General features: G+C 74.0%; 15 protein-coding genes. 5 read left to right on the top strand and 10 right to left on the bottom strand.

The genetic code is table 11. From position 1 onward, the window contains the following. Both TR48_RS44875 and TR48_RS02875 read left to right on the top strand, forming a co-directional pair. Positions 1-210: SHOCT domain-containing protein (locus tag TR48_RS44875; RefSeq protein WP_042364163.1), on the top strand; the 210-nt coding region annotated here is incomplete at its 5' end. Positions 211-225: 15 nt separating this feature from the next. Then, on the top strand, positions 226-837 hold the full coding sequence (locus tag TR48_RS02875; protein ID WP_042364162.1) for an HdeD family acid-resistance protein: 612 nt from the start codon (positions 226-228) through the stop codon (positions 835-837). Between the two features lie 29 nt (positions 838-866). Here TR48_RS02875 and TR48_RS02870 read toward each other — a convergent pair whose 3' ends face one another. From TR48_RS02870 to TR48_RS02860, 3 genes are all read right to left on the bottom strand, one after another. Next, a complete protein-coding gene (locus TR48_RS02870; protein ID WP_236651980.1) occupies positions 867-1883 on the bottom strand; it encodes a YihY/virulence factor BrkB family protein in 1017 nt (338 codons plus the stop codon). A gap of 109 nt (positions 1884-1992) precedes the next feature. After that, complete coding sequence (locus TR48_RS44870) at positions 1993-2961, bottom strand: ArsR family transcriptional regulator (protein WP_052442357.1); 969 nt, start codon at positions 2959-2961, stop codon at positions 1993-1995. A 103-nt stretch (positions 2962-3064) separates the two neighbouring features. After that, a complete protein-coding gene (locus TR48_RS02860) occupies positions 3065-4207 on the bottom strand; it encodes a carboxylate-amine ligase (RefSeq protein ID WP_236651979.1) in 1143 nt (380 codons plus the stop codon). Between the two features lie 387 nt (positions 4208-4594). Here TR48_RS02860 and TR48_RS02855 point away from each other — a divergent pair, with 387 nt between their 5' ends. Then, positions 4595-5491: a class II glutamine amidotransferase gene (locus TR48_RS02855; RefSeq protein WP_042364161.1), complete on the top strand. Its 897-nt coding sequence runs from the start codon at positions 4595-4597 to the stop codon at positions 5489-5491. Between the two features lie 167 nt (positions 5492-5658). Further along, positions 5659-6726, top strand: a complete 1068-nt coding sequence (locus TR48_RS02850) for an NAD(+)/NADH kinase (protein WP_042364160.1) — start codon at positions 5659-5661, stop codon at positions 6724-6726. Positions 6727-6751: 25 nt separating this feature from the next. Here TR48_RS02850 and TR48_RS02845 read toward each other — a convergent pair whose 3' ends face one another. The 5 genes from TR48_RS02845 to TR48_RS02825 form a co-directional block, all read right to left on the bottom strand. Further along, entirely contained in the window at positions 6752-7102 is a 351-nt protein-coding gene (locus TR48_RS02845) for a UBP-type zinc finger domain-containing protein (protein ID WP_042364159.1), read from the bottom strand. After that, complete coding sequence (locus TR48_RS02840; protein WP_042364158.1) at positions 7099-8589, bottom strand: ATP-binding protein; 1491 nt, start codon at positions 8587-8589, stop codon at positions 7099-7101. The genes TR48_RS02845 and TR48_RS02840 overlap by 4 nt, the downstream gene beginning before the upstream one ends. After that, entirely contained in the window at positions 8586-10262 is a 1677-nt protein-coding gene (locus TR48_RS02835) for an NAD(P)/FAD-dependent oxidoreductase (protein ID WP_042364157.1), read from the bottom strand. The genes TR48_RS02840 and TR48_RS02835 overlap by 4 nt, the downstream gene beginning before the upstream one ends. A 115-nt stretch (positions 10263-10377) precedes the next feature. Further along, positions 10378-11538 (bottom strand): lactonase family protein, encoded by a 1161-nt coding sequence (locus TR48_RS02830; RefSeq protein ID WP_042364156.1) that lies wholly within the window; start codon positions 11536-11538, stop codon positions 10378-10380. A 179-nt stretch (positions 11539-11717) separates the two neighbouring features. Next, positions 11718-12110: a nuclear transport factor 2 family protein gene (locus TR48_RS02825; RefSeq protein ID WP_042364155.1), complete on the bottom strand. Its 393-nt coding sequence runs from the start codon at positions 12108-12110 to the stop codon at positions 11718-11720. 96 nt (positions 12111-12206) lie between these two features. Here TR48_RS02825 and TR48_RS02820 point away from each other — a divergent pair, with 96 nt between their 5' ends. Next, entirely contained in the window at positions 12207-12710 is a 504-nt protein-coding gene (locus tag TR48_RS02820; protein ID WP_042364154.1) for a MarR family winged helix-turn-helix transcriptional regulator, read from the top strand. A gap of 16 nt (positions 12711-12726) precedes the next feature. Here the strand turns inward: TR48_RS02820 and TR48_RS02815 are convergent, their stop codons facing one another. Next, positions 12727-13794, bottom strand: coding sequence for a 1-acyl-sn-glycerol-3-phosphate acyltransferase (locus tag TR48_RS02815; RefSeq protein ID WP_052442356.1), 1068 nt, complete (start codon positions 13792-13794; stop codon positions 12727-12729). Then, positions 13791-14585: patatin-like phospholipase family protein (locus TR48_RS02810; RefSeq protein ID WP_063770886.1), on the bottom strand; the 795-nt coding region annotated here is incomplete at its 5' end. The genes TR48_RS02810 and TR48_RS02815, both read right to left, overlap by 4 nt.

Below are 14585 nucleotides of genomic sequence, written 5' to 3'. Positions count from 1 at the left end.
GAGCGGCAGCAGGCGCGCGCGGAGGCGGCGCAGGCCGAGGCAGCGCCCCCTCCGGCGGCACCCGCCCCGCCCGCCGAGACCGCGGCCGGCGGCGGCAGCGGGCCCGGAGACACGATCGAGGCGCTGGAGCGCCTCGGCGCCCTTCGCCAGCAAGGCCTGCTCGACGACGCCGAGTTCGCCGCCGCCAAGGCCAAGCTGCTGAGCGGCTGAACACGGGCACCGGTCATGTCCAGTTACTCGGCCCCCGCGCCGCCCTCGGAGAAGGACCCCGGCGACCTGCTCGGCGACATCGGCGTCTCCTGGACCTGGTGGCTCGTCAGCGGGATCATCACCCTGGTCGCGGGCGTCATCCTGCTCGCCTGGCCGCACGCGACCGTGCGCGTCGTCGCCATCGTCATCGGCATCCAGCTGCTGCTCTACGGCGTGATCCGGTTCATCCGGGCCTTTGGTCAGCGCGACCCCGCCGACAGCAGTCGCGCGCTCCAGGTGCTGGTGGCCCTGCTGGCCGTGCTCGCGGGCGTGCTGGTCCTGCGGCACCAGTTGGAGACCGTGGGGGCGATCACGATCCTGGTCGGCGTCTACTGGCTGATCGCGGGCATCGTCACCGTCTACGTGGCCGTCGACCGCCCGATCCCGCACCGGGGTTGGATCTTCGGCCTCGGCGCCCTCGGCGTGGCCGCCGGGGTGGTCCTGCTCAGCTCCCCCGTCCAGAGCGCCGTCGTGCTGACCCGCCTGCTGGGCGTCTGGCTGATCCTCATGGGGCTGCTCGACGTGCTGCTCGCGATCGTGGTGCGGATGGCGCGGCGGCGCGCCGCGCCGCGGCCCCGCGCCGCCTGACAACGCTTCAGCGCCGCCTCGGTCGAGCCTCAGTCGCCCTTCGAGTCCCGGTTCGAGTCCCGCTTCTGGTCCCGTCTCGACTCACGCTTCGACTCGCGCCTGGCCTTGCGGTTCGCGCGCCGGTCCGACCGGCGCGCGCGTCGGCGCGCCAGGTCCTCGCGCGCGGTCTGCCAGCGTTCCCGCGTCTGGTCGACCACGGTGGCCCACTCCCGGCGGATCTCGTCGTCCGGCGGCGCCTCGCCCCGGCGGATCCGGCCGAGCTCGTCGCTGACCTCCCGCCCCACCGCATCGGAGCCGACGAGCGTCAGCATCGCGCCGAACAGCGCGGCGATCAGGGCGAAGACGGCGCCCAGAGGCCCGTAACGGGTGGCGTAGGAGCTGAACAGGCGGGGCAGGTAGACCGCGGAGCCGACGGCGTACAGTGCGGACAGCAGACCCCCGATCACCCCGAACGGGATCATGTCCCGCCACGGCCTGCGCCGGGCGGTGAGCAGCCATCCGCTCCAGACCAGGAACGCGCTCGTCAGCGGCACCTCGCAAACGGTCGCCAGCACCTGCACCCGCCTGCCGCTGAGGAGGGCGTGGAGCCACCCCGAGGCGAGGGCGAACACGACGAGCCCCAGCAGCCAGCGCAGCCCGTTGAGCGTGTTGCGCACGCTCAAGGCCGGCAGCTCCCAGGTCTGCTCGAAGAGCCGCTGGGCCGCGCGGGTGAAGCTCAGCGCCGAGACCAGGAGGAACAGCGAGCCGAGGACGCCCAGGCTCTCGCCCGGCCCGGTGTCGAAGGAGAACAGCGCCCTGACCGCGTCGGCCCCTCCGCCCGTCAGGCCGTAGCGCCGGACGATGCTCTCCGCGACGTCCTCCTTGCCGAGCCTGCCGAGGATCGAGGCCACCAGCAGCGCCATCGGGATCAGGGCCGTGAACGCGCTGGACGCCAGCGCGATGGCCCGGTCGAAACCCACGATCCGCTGGAAGCGGCTGACGACACGAAGGGCGAACGCAGGCCGGAGCCAGAAGGTCAGCGTCCTCACCAGACGCGCGCGTCGCACCGTCGCCGTTCCACCCTCCGTGCTCCCCCGGGCCTTCCTCCGGAGCCTAGTCCGCGGCCGCTCCCGGCCCCTGACGGCACGCCGCGACCGGCGGCGACCTGGGCCCGGCTCAGGCCGGCTGCCGGTCGTCGGCGGTCGATCCGTGCGCCAGGTCCGAGCCGAGCCGGGTCGGGGCGTGGTGGACGCTCTGCCCCGTGCGGACCGTGGCGATCAGGCCTGACTCGCGCAGGACGGAGGCGTGTCGCGAGGCGGCCGCGGCGGAGACGCCGAGGGCCGCCGCGAGCCCTCCGGTGGTCAGCGCCGGCGTCCTGACCACGGCCACCAGCGCCGCGGCCCTGGTCGCGCCCAGCAGCGACACCAGGGCCCGGGACGGGACGTGGAGCCCGGGGTCGCGCGTGACGGCGCCGAGGGTGGCCGGGTAGACGACCGTCACCGAGTCCGCCCGCGGATCGAACGAGATGCGGCCGGCCAACGCTGTGGGCTGGAAGACCAGGGGCCGCCCTTCGAGTGACTCCTCCGCGTCGACGACGGTGTTCAGACACAGCCTCCGGCCGTCCCAGCGGATGGACGGATGCAAGGAGTTCAGCATCTCCCCGGCGCCGCCCAGTGCGGCGCGGACGCCCGCCGCGGCTGAGGCGGTGGCGACGGCGGAGGTGATCCCGCGACGGTAGGGATCCAGGCCCACGCCGCGGAAGCCGGCGAGGATGCGGTCCAGCGCGCCCACCGCACCCGGGTGACCGTCGGCGAGCGCGCGGGTGAACGCGGTCAGGGCCCCGGACCGGGCCAGGTCCCGCAGATGAGCCGTGGCCGGCGGCCACTCGGGGTCGATCCCCGCCGGAGCCGTCGGGTCGACCTGATCGGTGAACGGCGGAATGTAGACGCTGGCATACAGGTCGAACAACCCGCTGAGGCCCGGGTTCCAACCGCGGGCGACCTCCGACCGCCACGCCGCGAGCCTGCGGCTGGGCGCCCGACCAGCCAGTTGGTCCCCGCCCTGTGCGAGCTCCTGCCCGAAATCGGGCGCGTCGGCGACCTGTGTCCGCTCCAGGTCCGCCGTCGACAGACTGATCCGTATCACGTCGGCATCCCCCCGGCGCGCGCAACTTCTTACATGCCCATGCAAAAGCCTACCGGTTGGCGTACGGACCGTCGATCGGCATTCCTGACCGCAGGCTCCCCGGTCACAGGCTCTGGGTCTGGTCCCGGAGGTAGCTGAGGACAGCACGCCAGCCGTGTTCGTCGAGGACGCGGCGGAGGCGGATGGCGCCGTTGCCCTCGTGGAGGACGCGGTCGGCGAGGGTGCGGACATAGCGGTGGTCGCCGGACCGGCGCAGGGCCGGTTCGAGGTGGTCGAGGGCGTCGCGGACGACCTTCGCCGCCGGACGCGGCCGCAGGTCGCAGGGGTCGTGGACGTCGCCGGTGAGGCCGTGCCTGGCGGCGTGCCAGACGGCGGCGTCGAGCGTCTCGGGAGGCGGGGCGGGGACGGGCAGTCCCGCCTCCGCCTCGGCGAGCACGGTCATGATCACCGCGCGGACCAACCCGGCCAGCAGCACCGCCTCGTCGGCCCGCATCTGCACGTCGCAGGCGCGCACCTCCAGGGTCGGGTACTTCGCCGAGGCCCTGACCAGCCAGTACAGCTGTCCGATGTCGGCCACCATGCCCCGCTCGACCAGGTCGTGGGCCCGGCGGCGGTAGTCGGCGGCGTCCTCGAAGCGCGGCGGGACCCCGCTGACCGGCCAGCGGTGGCTGACCAGGTAGCGCCAGCTGGCGAAGCCGGTGTCGGCGCCGCGCCACAGCGGCGAGCTGGCCGACAGCGCGACCAGGAACGGCAGCCACGGACGCACCCGGTTCAGGGCGTCCACCCGGGCCTCCTCGTCGCAGACCTCGACGTGGACATGCAGGCCGTTGATGAGCTGCTCGTCCGTCAGCAGCGGCGCCTCCTCGTGCATCCGCTGGTAGCGCGGGTTGTCCGTGATCGGCACCGGCCACTCGACGTCGGCGAACGGGGAGGCCGCGCAGGCGGCCAGGACGCACCCCTCCCCCGTGGCCACCTCGGAGAGGGTGTGCCGCAGCCGCAGCAGGTGCCCGCCCAGTTCCGGCAGGCTCTCGCAGACCGGCGTGGCGGTCTCCAGCTGCGCCAGCAGCAACTCGTGCTGCACCTCGTCGAGGCCCAGCGCGAGGTGCACCTGGGAGCTGGTGCGCACCTGGGAGGCGCGCGCGAGCAGTCCGCCGCTGACCGGGTCGAGCAGCAGGAACTCCTCCTCCACCCCCAGCCGCGGCGCACGTCCGGCTTCGGGGAGCACAGCCTCGTCGTAGCGGCTCACATCGTTCATCATCGCCGGACCGCTCCGGGTCCGGCCAGGCGTCACTTGGGTCATTCCCTGCCGCCCGTCGTACGGTCCGCCGGGGCGAACCCGCTGCGAGGACCGTTGGAGCATGCCTGTGACGCCATGGGCCCTCCCGATCGCCGCTGGTGGCGGCCGTCAGTGAGCTGGTTGCCTGACCCGAAGGTAGATCGCGTGCGGCCGGTTCCGGATCACCCGCCGGGGGTGACCGGCGGTCCGCCGCACGGAGCATCCGGATCACCCCGGGCAGGTGATCCGCGCTGCGGGAGAGCGCTCGTACCGTCGGATTGGGCTCGCCCCCGGCCTCGGCCTCGTCGTGCGAGCCCGCTACGCGGCCGCCCCGTCCCGGGAAGGAGTCTGGGGAGAATGTGTCGATGGCTTGCCTACTACGGTGCGCCGATCCTGCTTGAGGCGCTGCTCTACAGGCCCGAGCACTCGCTGATCGACCAGAGCAGGCACGCGCGCATGGGGGTGGAGACCCTCAACGGCGACGGTGTCGGCGTCGGCTGGTACTCCGAACCGGTCTCGCCCGCGCTGACCTTTCCCGGAGCCGCGGCCACGGGCGCGGACGGCGTGGTCACGCCCGCGCTGTTCCGCTCCACCGGACCGGCCTGGGGCGACATGAACCTGAAGGACCTGGCCGGCCACGTCCGTTCGCCGCTGTTCTTCGCCCACATCCGCGCCTCCACGGGGACGCCGGTGCAGCAGACCAACTGCCACCCGTTCCGGCACGGGCGGTGGCTGTGGATGCACAACGGCGCGATCGCAGGGTTCCACGAGTTGAAGCGCGACCTGCTGCTGGCGGTGGATCCGGCGCTCATGCCGGACATCCAGGGCTCCACCGACTCCGAGCTGATGTTCCACCTGGCCCTGACCTTCGGCCTGGAGGACGAGCCGTTCGCGGCGGTCGCCCGGATGATCAGCCAGGTCGAGACGACCGCCGAGAAGCACGGCGTCGCCAACGCGCTGCAGATGACGGTGGCGACGAGCGACGGCGTGCGGGTGTGGGTGTTCCGCTACTCGACCGAGAGCCGGTCGCGCAGCCTGTTCTTCAGCACCTCACCGGAGACACTGGCCCGGCTGCACCCCGACGTGCCCGTGCTGGCCGCCCTGCCGCCGGAGACCCGGGTGGTGGTCTCCGAGCCGCTCGGCGACCTCGCCGGAGCCTGGAACGCGGTGCCGGAGAACAGCTGCGGCGTCATCCAGCCCGGCGAGGACGAACTGCTCTCGCTGGAGCCCTACCTGGCCGCCGCGCGGCGGTGAGGCCCGGCGGGTGTGGCACGCCGGGGTCGGCGTGCCGCATCCGCCGCACGTTCCCGCGCGGGGACGCACCGGCGGCTCCGGCGGGCCGACCGCCGGGCGAGGCCCCACCATGGAACGGGAAGAGCCGGAACTGGAAAAGCCAACCGCCCCGACGGACGAGGTTCCCCATGCCCGTGCAGCGCGTCGGTCTGGTCGTCCATCAGGGTCGCGCCGCCGCCGTGGACGCCGCCCGCGCCGTGCACGCCTGGTGCGACGCGCACGGCATCCCCTGCACCGACGTCGACGTGTGGTCGCAGGACCACCAGCGCCGGTCGGCCCGTGAGGAGGCCCGCGCGGCCGGCGATCCCGACCTGGTCGTCACCCTGGGCGGGGACGGCACGTTCCTGCGCGGCGCCCGGATCGCCGTGAAGACCGGGGCCAGCGTGCTCGGCGTGGACCTGGGCAAGGTCGGCTTCCTGACCGAGGTCCCGGTCCGCGACGTGACCGAGGCGCTCGACGCCGTGCAGACCGGCGACGCCGTGGTGGAGGAGCGCATGACGCTGACCATGCGGGCCTCCCGGCTGCCGGAGATCCCGGCGGAGCTGGAGTCCTTCCTCTGCTTCGGCCGCGGCCCCGCCCTGCCGCCGCCCCACGTGCGGCCGGAGAGCACGGTGGGCGACGGCTGGGGCGTGGCCCTGGACGTCCACGCCCTGAACGACGTCGTGGTGGAGAAGCTCGCGCGCGACCGCCAGGTCAGCGCCGGCGTCTACGTCTCCGGCCGACTGCTGGCCGCCTACTCGGCAGACGCGCTCGTGGTCGCCACTCCCACCGGCTCGACCGCCTACTCCTTCGCGGCCGGGGGCCCGGTGCTCTCCCCGCACATGGACGCCGTCGTGTTCACCCCGATCGCCGCCCACATGACCTTCAACCGCAGCGTCGTCGCGGCGCCCGACGAACCGGTCGCGCTGCGCATGCTGCCGCACTCCGGCCGCGCGGCGGTCAGCATCGACGGCCAGCTGCGCGGGGTGCTCGATCCGGGTGACTGGATCGGCGTCTACCGCGCCCGGCAGCGCATCCGGCTGATCCGGCTCCACCCGACAGACTTCTACGGACGGCTGCGGGACCGCTTCCGGCTCACCGACGCCCCGGCCACCGCCGCGGACGGGGAGTCGGCGCCGTCGTTCTTCCGGCCGGACTCCCCCGTGCCGCCGGACCTGGCGGGCCTGCGGCTGCCGCCGCCCACCGCCGCCCGGTGAGCCGCCTGCCGCGGGACCGGGGCGGCTACCCCACGTGCTCCCGCCAGTCCGCCGGCACCCGCCCGGCCGGGCCGGGGACGGGCTGGTCCTCGGGGTGGTTCTCGGGCGGTGCCAGCCGCGGGCCGGACTCGTAGAACTCCTCGGTGTCGTAGTTCCAGAACCAGCTCTCGCCCGGCTCGAAGCTGCGGATCACCGGATGCCCGGTCGCCCTGGCGTGCGCGGTGGCGTGCTTGGCGGGCGAGTCGTCGCAACAGCCGATGTGGCCGCAGCCCGCGCAACGACGCAGGTGCAGCCACCAGCCGCCGGCCGCGTCGCACTCCGCGCAGCCGGCGCCGCTCGGCGGCACGGTCGGGTCGATCGCGTTCTCGGTGCTCATGAGGACTCCTCCGGTCTGTGCGGATCGGGCTTGTCGGGATCGGGCCTGTCGGGATCTGCGGGGTCGATCGGGAGGCGGACCTGGAAGCGGGTGTCGCCGGGCACGGACTCCAGCCGCAGGTCACCGCCGTGCCGGGTGACGACGATGCGCCAGGAGATGTCCAGCCCCAGCCCGGTGCCCTCCCCGACGGGCTTGGTGGTGAAGAACGGGTCGAAGACCCGGCTCTGCACGTCGGCGGGCACGCCGGGGCCGGTGTCGCGGAACTCGACCAGCACCTGGTCCCCGTCGCGTGCGGTCCGGACGGTGAGCGTGCCGGAACCCGCGCCGTCGCCGCGCATGGCCCAGGCGGCGTTGTCGATCAGGTTGGTCCACACCTGGTTCAGCTCGGCAGGGTAGCCGGGGACGCGGGGCAGCGTGCGGTCGTACGCGCGCACGACGGTGATGTCGGGGCCGATCTTGGCGGCGAGCAGCAGCAGCGTGCTGTCCAGCAGCTCGTGCACGTCGACGGTCTGGTACGGGGCCCGGTCCAGCTGCGTGTACTGCTTGGCTGCGCCGACCAGTGCGGAGATGCGGTGGGCGGCGTCCTCGATCTCGCCCAGCAGCAGGTCCGCCTCGACGGTGCAGCCCAGCCAGTTCAGCGTGTTGCCGAGGGCGTCGCGGGGCAGCGAGTCCGTGATCCGTTCCAGCCAGTCGGTGCCCAGACCCGCCTGGACCAGGACGGGCGCGAGCTGCCCGTCGTCCGGGAGGTCGTGCTCCGCCAGCCAGTCCCCGATCTCGTCCTCCGCGTCCGCCGCCTGGAGCGGGCCGAGCGGCGCGGCCTTCCCGATCTCGGCCAGGGTCAGGTCCTGGAGGTCGTTCAGGCGGGCCAGCTCCTCGGCGGCGTGCGGCTCGGCCGCGAGCTCGCCGTAGGCGCGGCGCACCCGCGCGATGCGCTCGCGCAGCGCCGCGGCGGCGCGGACGGCGGCGGCCGCGGGGTTGTTGAGCTCGTGGGTGAGCCCGGCCGTCACCGAGCCGAGGGCCAGCAGCCGCTCGCGCTGGCCGATCGCCTCCTGCGCGTTCTTGATGCCGAAGAACAGGCCCTCCAGCAGATGGACCGCCATCGGGAACCAGCTGCGCATGATCTCGGCGAACGCCTCGGCGGGCAGCACGAAGAACCGGGAGCGCTCGGTCACCCGCAGCGAGTTGTTGTACACCTGCGGCACCTGCTCGCCGAGGTAGGCCTGGAACGCCCCGGCGTACACGCCGGCCGCGGAGGTGCGGGTGACGTCCACCTCCTGCTCGCCGACGCGGCGCGAGAGCACCACGGTCCCCTGGAACAGCACGTAGAGGCTCGTCGCCGGATCGCCCTCGCGGTAGACGGGGCCCGGATCGAACCACTCGACGTGGCCGTCGCGGCACAGCTGGGTCAGCTGCTCGGGCGTCAGCTTCTCGAACAGGAACAGCGACCGCAGCTCCTGCTCGTCGCACCGCGCCGGGCTCACTGTCATGACTGCTCCAGGTAGCGGTGGGCGAGCATGACGGCCATGGCGCCCTCGCCGACCGCGGAGGCGACCCGCTTGGCGGACTCGGCGCGCACGTCCCCGGCGGCGAAGACCCCCGGCACGCTGGTCTCCAGGTGGTAGGGCGGCCGGTCCAACTCCCAGCCCGCGGGCGGGCGTCCGTCGGCGGTCAGGTCGGGGCCGGTCAGCACGAAGCCGCGGGAGTCGCGGAGCACCGTGGCGCCCAGCCAGTCGGTCAGCGGGGCGGCGCCGATGAAGACGTACATCCACTGCGCGTCGACGGTCTCGGACGCGCCGGTCGCCCGGTTGCGCAGGGTCAGCCCTTCCAGGTGCTCCTTGCCGTGGACGGCCTCGACGACCGTGTCCGTGCGCACGGAGATCTCGGGCGCCTCCTCGACCCGCTGGAGCAGGTAGTACGACATGGACGCGGCCAGCTGCGACGCCCGGACCAGCAGCGTGACGCTCCGCGCCCGGCGGGAGAGGAACATCGCGGCCTGTCCGGCCGAGTTCGCGCCGCCGACGATGTACACGTCCTGCCCGGCGCAGGCGGCCGCCTCGGTCAGCGCCGAGCCGTAGTAGACGCCGCTCCCGGTCAGCTCCGCGACGCCCGGCGCGTCCAGCTGCCGGTAGGACACGCCCGTCGCCAGGATCACCGCGTGCGCGGAGACGGCGGAGCCGTCGGCGAAGCGCAGCGTGCGGGCGGCCCCGTGCACCTCCAGGCCGGTGACCTTGGCCGCGGTGAGCAGTTCCGCGCCGAATTTCGCGGCCTGGCGGCGGGCCCGGTCGGTCAGCTGCGCGCCGGAGACGCCGTCGGGGAAGCCCAGGTAGTTCTCGATGCGGGAGCTCTGCCCCGCCTGGCCGCCGGTCGCCTCGCGCTCGATGAGGACGGTGCGCAGGCCCTCAGACGCGCCGTAGACGGCCGCGCCCAGGCCGGCCGGTCCGCCGCCGACGATGACCAGGTCGTAGAAGTCGGCCGCGGGGGTGACGGAGAGGCCGACGGCGGCGGCCAGTTCGCGTTCCTCGGGCTCGGCGAGCGTGCCGCCGTCGGGGGTCACCACCAGCGGCAACCGCCGCACGTCCTGTCCGGCGGCCGCCAGCAGCCGGGCGCCCTCCGGCTCCTCGACGGAGTACCACCGGTAGGGCACCTGGTTGCGTGCGAGGAACTCGCGGATCTGCGAGGAGCGCGCGGACCAGCGGTGGCCGACCACCTTGGTGACGTTCACGCCCCGGCCGTCGGTCGCGCGCCAGGACTCCAGCAGGTCGTCGACCACCGGATACAGCTTCTCCTCGGGCGGCTCCCAGGGCTTGAGCAGGTAGTGGTCGAGGTCGACGACGTTGATGGCGTCGATCGCCGCGCTGGTGTCGGCGTAGGCGGTGAGCAGCACCCGCCGGGCGGTGGGGAACAGGTCGAGCGCCTCCTCCAGCAGCTCGATCCCGTTCATCTGCGGCATCCGGTAGTCGGCGAGGATCACCGCGACCGGCGCGCCGCGCAGCTTCAGCTCGCGCAGCGCGTCCAGCGCGTCCGCACCGGACTCGGCGCGGACCACCCGGTACGCGCCGCCGTAGCGTCGGCGCAGGTCACGGGCGACCGCGCGGGAGACCGCGGGGTCGTCGTCCACCGTCATGATCACGGTACGCACCGTGTCGGCGGCCTCAGCCATGGCTCACCACCCAGGACTGTCGCGTGGTTCCGGAACAGCCCTTCCAGTCTGCTGGCCCACAGGCGGGACGGCCTGCCGACGGCGTCGGAGCCCGTCGGCAGGCCTCCCGCACGGGTCAGAGCGCGACGATGCCCTCGCTCCCGGCGCCGTGCGGCACGACGGCGGAGCCGATCCGGTGCAGGGTCCCGTCGTGGGCGACGGAGAACTCGTCGACGATGCCGTTGACCCCGGTGAGGACGTAGAGGAACCGGCCGCCGACGGACGCGGCCGCGTCGATGGTGCCGGGGTCCGTGCTCGCGTTGCCGAGGGCGGTGAGGTGCCGGCCCCGGTCGCTCGCGCGGAAGCCGCTGACCGAGTTGCTGCCGGCGTTCGAGGTGTACAGCAGGTCGCCGATGGCGACGACCCAGCAGGTGGCCTGCTGGCCGGTGGCGGCGAAGGCGACCTGCTCGGCGGTGCCGTCGCGGTGGATGTCGACGGTGGCCAGCGCGTTGGGCCCGGCCTCGGTCAGGAAGACGCCGTGCGGCCCGTTGGGGACGAAGCCGAAGGGGACCGCGCCGGGGAAGTTGGTCGTCCGCGGGTGCGCGGACGGGGCCCCGGAGGGCGCGACGCCGAAGACCTCGACGTTGTTCCCGTTGGCCTTGGTCGTGACGACGAGCTGGGAGCCGTCGGCGGTGAAGCCGACCTGCCCGGGGGTGTTGGTGAACTGCGGGGTGGCGTGCGGGTCCAGACCGAGGCGGCGACGCCAGTCGCCGTGCTTGCGCAGGTGGTCGCCGTCCAGGGTGTAGCCCTGGACCGAGCCGCCGTCCAGGGCGTTGAGCACGTAGACCGTGTCGCAGTGGACCGTCACGCTGACGGGGAACCGGCCGCCGGAGCCGACGACCTGACGCAGCTCCAGACGGTCGCCGCGCACGGAGAAGACCGACACGGTGTTGCTTCCCGCGTTGACGGCGAAGAGCAGGCCGTGGGCGGAGTCGTAGGTCAGCGCCCCCTGGGAGGCCAGGTGGTCCGCGACCGAGCCCTGCAGCTGGCCGCCCTTGCCGCCGGTGTCGAAGGCGCCGGTCCGGACGAGCCGGCCGTTCCACTCGCGGTGGTAGGCGACGATCTGGTTGCCCGAGGGGTCGTTGGTCTGGACGAAGACGGCGTGGGAGCTGCCGGCGTCCTTGGCGTCACCGACGCCGGTCGCGGCGGACGTCGCCGGTGCGGTGGCGACGAGCGCCGTGAGAGTGGCCAGGGCGGTGGCGACGGCCGTGCCGAGCCGTCGGGGGCCTGTGCGCATGGGGGTGCCTCCAAGAGGGGATCATCGTATTCGTCGGTTAATGACCGCTTCATGACGATATGTCGCTTCTTAGCTTCGGCCGGGAAGGTCGAGGGTGGCGGCGCGCCGCCCCCTCGGCCTTCCCCAAGCCGCCCCGTCCGGGCGGGTGATGACGGGCCGCCAGGGCCCTCGGCCTCGTCTCAGCGGGCGCTGCCGAGGGTGCGGTCGTCGGCGCCGCCCTGGAGCAGGAGGGTGGTCTCCTCGATCCGGCGGAACCGGCCGTCGGGGGCGAACTCGGCGAACACGTAGACCTCCATCCGAACGGTGGACCCGTCCTTCTTGGTGACGTCCACCGTGTGGCGGTCGGCATAGCGGTCGCCCTGGACCAGTTCGTCGTCCACCTGGACCGAGCCGTGGGCGACGACGTCGCGCAGATGGGCGATGTGGGCGAGGAACTGCGGGCGGTCGGCCCACTCGCCGTCGGTCCGCTGGCGGTAGTCGGGGGCGAAGTGCCGGTCCGCGGCCTCGTCCAGGGAGAGCCCCGGGGTGAAGAGCAGGTCGGTCAGGGCGGTGCGGATGTCGGTGGTGGACATGGGACTCCTCCGGTTCGTTCGAGAGAGATGCGTGCTTCAAGCACGCATCTGAACCGTACCAGCAGAAGCGTGCGTCGCGCACGCTAAACTGGACCCGTGACGAAGACGCCGGGCCCGCCGGGCCAGCCGGGCCAGAAGACGCCGGGCCACGAGATCGCCGACGCGCTCGGCACGCTCCTGCGCCGCACCACCCGCGCCCGCCTCTACGCCCACCTGACCGAGGGTCTGGGCGAGGCGCTGGACGAACTCACCTACCCGATCCTCAGCGGCCTGACCAGGACCGGCCCGTGCAGCGCGGCCGACCTCGGGCGCGCTGTGGAACTGGACCGCACCACCGTGACCCGCCGCGCCGACCGCCTGGAACGCGCCGGACTGCTGCGGCGCGAGCCGGACCCCGCCGACGGCCGCGCCACCCTGCTGGCCGTCACGGACGAGGGACGCGAGCTGATCCAGGTCACTCGGCAGCGTCTCGCCGCCCGCGTCGAGCAGTCACTCGCCTCCTGGCCCGAGGCGGACGCCGAGGTCTTCGCCCGCTGCCTGCGACGCTTCGTCGACGAGGGCCCCTTCGCCGAGGGCGGCGCCGAGGCCGGCGAGGGCTGAGACGCCCCGGCCAGGATCACCGGCCCAGCGGCGACGCCCGCCCGGAGCGTTCGGCGATCCAGGCGTCGACCCGGGACCACTGCCGCTCCAGCCACTCCTCCGCGGCCGCCCGCCCGGCGGGGACCTCGGCGCCGGGCACCCGCCACCACGTCGCGGCGACCGGCGCGCGCAGCGGGACGCCACGCCAGACGCGCGAGGCCGTGTCCATGCCGTCCAGTCCGGTGTGGGCGACGAAGACGACGTCCGCCGCCGGGACGGCCGAGGTGAGCAGAGCCAGCGGTCCGTCCAGGCGGGGCGGGAGCACGTGTCGGCGGCGCTCGGCCCGGGCGGCGCGGCGCCTCTCCCCGTGGCGGCGCAGCCAGGAGATCGCTCGGGCACGCCGCCGCCGGGTGAAGTTGCCGCCCTCGGGGAAGATCACCACGGCCTCCCCCGGCCCCAGCCCGGTGCCGAGCGCGGCGATGGCGTCCACGGTGTGCTCGGCCGTGCGGTCAGTGCGCTGCGGCGGGACGAAGACGTGCGGGGTGCGGCCGACCAGCACGTCCAGGCACGGGTCCCAGCGAAGGAACCGCTTGAGCACCAGTTGGGGACGCAGCCCCGCCTCGCACAGCAGCATGCGCACCAGCAGGAAGGAGTCGCCGGGGCCCGCGTGCCGGGCGAACACCAGCAGCGGCGCGGCCCCGGCCCGCCCCGGCGGGGGCACGGCCGGGTCGACCTCGAGCCGCAGGCCGAAGACCGGCCCGGCCACCCAATAGAGCCGATCCAGCAGCCGGGCCAGCACCTCGTAGCTGTGCGCCTGCAACCGCTCCGCCCTCGACCGCCCGGGCACGGGCCGCAGGCAGCGGACCCAGAACCAGGCGGCGGCCACGACCCCGGCCAGGTCGACGCAGGCGTAGCAGAGCAGGAACGCGGCGAAGCGCAGCGACCGCCACGGGCGCCCGGCCACCGCCGCGAACGGCGCGACCAGCGCGGCGACGAGCACCGCGACCAGGGCCAGCGACGCGAGGACGACCGCGAGCGGCACGGAAACCAGGCGACGCGCGCAGGTGCGCAGCCGCGCGGCCGCGCGGGGCGGCACCGCGCTCACCCGGCCAGGCCGCGATCGGCGAGGTAGGCGGCCGACGCCTGATGGGCGCGGTCGATGCGCAGGGCGGACAGGGCGAAGTCGCGGTAGCGCAGCTGTCCCCTCGCCCCCACCCGTCCCAGCGACCCCCCGGTCGGCAGCACGTGCACCTCGACGCCGGGCGGCAGGTCCTCCATGTCCCGGGCGAAGCGGTTCCTGCGCGCGATCTCGAAGGCCACCGACGCCACCTCCCAGGGCTGCCTCGGCACGGCCAGCGGCTCTTCGATCCGGCCCACCTGGAGCACGAAGACCCGGCGGGCGCCCAGCGCGACGGCGCGTCCGACCGGGATGCTGTTGGCGAGCCCGCCGTCGAGGAAGTGCTCACCGTCCACCGCCACCGGCGGGAAGAGCCCCGGCACCGCGCACGAGGCGAGCACCGCCTCGACCAGCGGCCCCTGGGTGAACCAGTGCTCCGCCGCCCGCTCGATGCCGGCGGCCACGCACTGGAAGCGCACCGGCAGCTCCTCGATGCGGCTCGTTCCCGCGGGCAGGTGCTCCTCCAGCAGGCGGCGCAGCGGCTCCGCGGAGTACAGGTGGGTGCGGCTGCGCGCGACCCGGTTCATCCGGCCGATCAGCGAACCGGAGAACACCCGGACCTGCCCCCACAGGTCGGCCAGCCCCTCGACCGCCGCCACGGTCGGCGACGCGGCCACGACGGCGCCGTTCACGGCCCCGACCGAGGTCCCGACCACCAGGTCGGGCACGATGCCCGCCTCGAGCAGCGCCCGCAGCATGCCCACCTCGCACGCCCCCAG

The sequence above is a fragment of the Streptacidiphilus neutrinimicus genome (genome assembly GCF_000787815.1).
In the GTDB taxonomy this organism is placed as follows: domain Bacteria; phylum Actinomycetota; class Actinomycetes; order Streptomycetales; family Streptomycetaceae; genus Streptacidiphilus; species Streptacidiphilus neutrinimicus.
The sequence above is the reverse complement of the archived record's forward strand: the minus strand, read 5'-3'. Positions and strand labels throughout refer to the sequence as shown.

Bases quoted from the DNA above. Each gene is read 5' to 3' on its own strand.
- TR48_RS02855 (WP_042364161.1), top strand. From the start codon at position 4,595: ATGTGTCGATGGCTTGCCTACTACGGTGCGCCGATCCTGCTTGAGGCG.
- TR48_RS02850 (WP_042364160.1), top strand. From the start codon at position 5,659: ATGCCCGTGCAGCGCGTCGGTCTGGTCGTCCATCAGGGTCGCGCCGCC.
- TR48_RS02875 (WP_042364162.1), top strand. From the start codon at position 226: ATGTCCAGTTACTCGGCCCCCGCGCCGCCCTCGGAGAAGGACCCCGGC.
- TR48_RS02825 (WP_042364155.1), bottom strand. From the start codon at position 12,110: ATGTCCACCACCGACATCCGCACCGCCCTGACCGACCTGCTCTTCACC.
- TR48_RS02845 (WP_042364159.1), bottom strand. From the start codon at position 7,102: ATGAGCACCGAGAACGCGATCGACCCGACCGTGCCGCCGAGCGGCGCC.
- TR48_RS02840 (WP_042364158.1), bottom strand. From the start codon at position 8,589: ATGACAGTGAGCCCGGCGCGGTGCGACGAGCAGGAGCTGCGGTCGCTG.
- TR48_RS02835 (WP_042364157.1), bottom strand. From the start codon at position 10,262: ATGGCTGAGGCCGCCGACACGGTGCGTACCGTGATCATGACGGTGGAC.
- TR48_RS02830 (WP_042364156.1), bottom strand. From the start codon at position 11,538: ATGCGCACAGGCCCCCGACGGCTCGGCACGGCCGTCGCCACCGCCCTG.